3 protein-coding genes are annotated in these 2,035 nt (G+C 45.9%); 2 read left to right on the forward strand and 1 reads right to left on the reverse strand.

What is annotated here, in order from left to right; all coding sequences use genetic code 11:
* A partial coding sequence (locus tag PX636_RS20715; RefSeq protein ID WP_353853498.1) for a BRCT domain-containing protein occupies nucleotides 1-502 on the forward strand: 502 nt, incomplete at its 5' end.
* 186 nt (nucleotides 503-688) lie between these two features.
* Nucleotides 689-1,567: an NAD(P)-dependent oxidoreductase gene (locus tag PX636_RS20720; protein ID WP_012266719.1), complete on the forward strand. Its 879-nt coding sequence runs from the start codon at nucleotides 689-691 to the stop codon at nucleotides 1,565-1,567.
* Here PX636_RS20720 and PX636_RS20725 read toward each other — a convergent pair.
* Complete coding sequence (locus PX636_RS20725; protein ID WP_002744294.1) at nucleotides 1,564-1,914, reverse strand: 4a-hydroxytetrahydrobiopterin dehydratase; 351 nt, start codon at nucleotides 1,912-1,914, stop codon at nucleotides 1,564-1,566. The two genes, PX636_RS20720 and PX636_RS20725, sit on opposite strands and share 4 nt — an antisense overlap.
* Nucleotides 1,915-2,035: the final 121 nt, after the last annotated feature.

A 2,035-nucleotide genomic window follows, 5' to 3' on the forward strand; every position in this document is an offset into this window, starting at 1 on the left:
AACTAAGCAAAAAGAAATCGCCGCTTTAGTGGTTAAAATTCAAAACCTACAACAAGAAAGAGACGATTTCTCTCGACAAACTGCTCCCATTATTACTAATGAACCAGAAGCAATTATTAGTGAAACTCCTGTAGTAGAAGAGCCGGAAACCACCCCGGTGATTGCCGAGGAAACTCCGGTAGTAGCAGCAGAAAAAATCCTGGTTGCCGATACGAGTTTAGAAGTGCAACCCGCAGCGGAGATAGTCCAAACGAGTCAAGAATCCGCCGAAAATACCCTAAGGGGAAAAAGCGTAGTTATACTAGGAACCTTCAGCAAAATCAGTCGCGAGAAAGCGAAATCATTGATTATTAATGTCGGTGGTACTGTTACCAGTTCCCCCAGTGCGAACACTGATTATATTCTCCTCGGTAAAGCCCCCGGTGAGAAACTCAAAAAGGCTCAAAAATTAGGCATAAAAACCCTTTCAGAAGCCCAATTTCTGCAAATGGTAGAATCCTAAAACAGTTATCAGTTATCAGTTATCAGTTATCAGTTATCAGTTATCAGTTATCAGTTCACTGTTTACTGATTACTGTTCACTGAAAATACACCCCACTTCCCCACTTCCCCACTTCCCCACTTCCCCACTTCCCCACTTCCCCACTTCCCCACTTCCCCACACCCTGTTCCCTTGATTACCAAAATTATGAGTCAAAAAATTGCCTTTTTAGGATTAGGAGTGATGGGAGCGCCGATGACGGTTAATCTTGTCCGTCGAGGTTTTGCTGTCAATGCTTGGAATCGTACCCCAGAGGGGCCGGGGATAACCATTGCCGGGGCAGCTGGTGCGAACATTCGTTCTAGTATCGCCGCCGCCGTCAGGGATGCCGAGATTGTCTTTACCTGCGTCGGGGATGTGCCTGACGTGGAAGCGGTAATTTTAGGACCGGGGGGTGTCATGGAATCGGCAGCGGTGGGAACTCTGGTGGTGGATATGAGTACCATTGGCTCTCAAGCCGCTAGGATGATTGGTAAAAAGCTAGAGGAAAATAATCTCCGTTTTCTCGATGCTCCCGTCTCTGGGGGCGATATTGGGGCGAAAAACGGCACTTTAACTATTATGGTGGGAGGGAAAGAAGCGGATTTTCAGACTTGTCTGCCCTGTTTTCAAGCCATGGGCAAAACTATTCGCTGGTGTGGCGAAATCGGCAACGGACAAGCGGTAAAACTCTGTAATCAAGTCTTGGGGGCGGTTCACATGGTGGCGCTGTGTGAGGCTCTAAAAATGGCAAAAATTCAAGGATTAGACCCCAATTTAGTCATAGAAGTCTGTAAAACGGGGGCGGCGGGTTCTTGGGCTTTAGAAAATTTGGGACCAAAAATCCTCGCCCAAGATTTACAGCCAGCTTTTATGATTGAACATATTTTAAAAGATTTGCGATTAGTCAAAGAAACTGCCCAGACAGCCGGGGAAATTCTGCCCGGGACAGATTTAGCGGAAACTCTATTTAAAGTAGTAGCGGAATTGGACGAAGGCAAGGGAATTAAACAGGGAACCCAAGCGATGATTCGCGCCTACGATTAAGCATTTTGTTGGCGATAAATATCATCGGTACGGGCAGCCATGATGAAATCATTTTGATGTAATCCCCCCACGTCATGGGTCCACCAAGAAACGGTAACTTTACCCCATTCTGTCAATAAAGCGGGGTGATGGCCTTCTTTTTCCGCCGCTTCTCCCACGGCATTAGTAAAGGCGATTGCCCCTTGAAAATTGGCAAATTTATAGAGTTTTTGCAGACGGGGAATACCCTCGTATTCTAAGAGATTCCAATCGGGAATTTTAGCCTGTAAAGCGGTAATTTCCTCGGCAGTGATAGGAGAAGAACCCGATTGATAAGGTTGACATTTTTGTTGAGCAAGTTCGGTCATAGGGGTATCAATCCAGATTTTTTACCTTTATTATAGAGGAAAATCCCCCAGAGAAATTTTCTATTCTTCCTCTGACTCTGGAGAACTGACCCAAGGAGTAGAAGATTCGGCAGCTTTCGGG

It is taken from the genome of Microcystis sp. M53598_WE2, from assembly GCF_030067735.1.
Lineage (GTDB): Bacteria > Cyanobacteriota > Cyanobacteriia > Cyanobacteriales > Microcystaceae > Microcystis > Microcystis aeruginosa.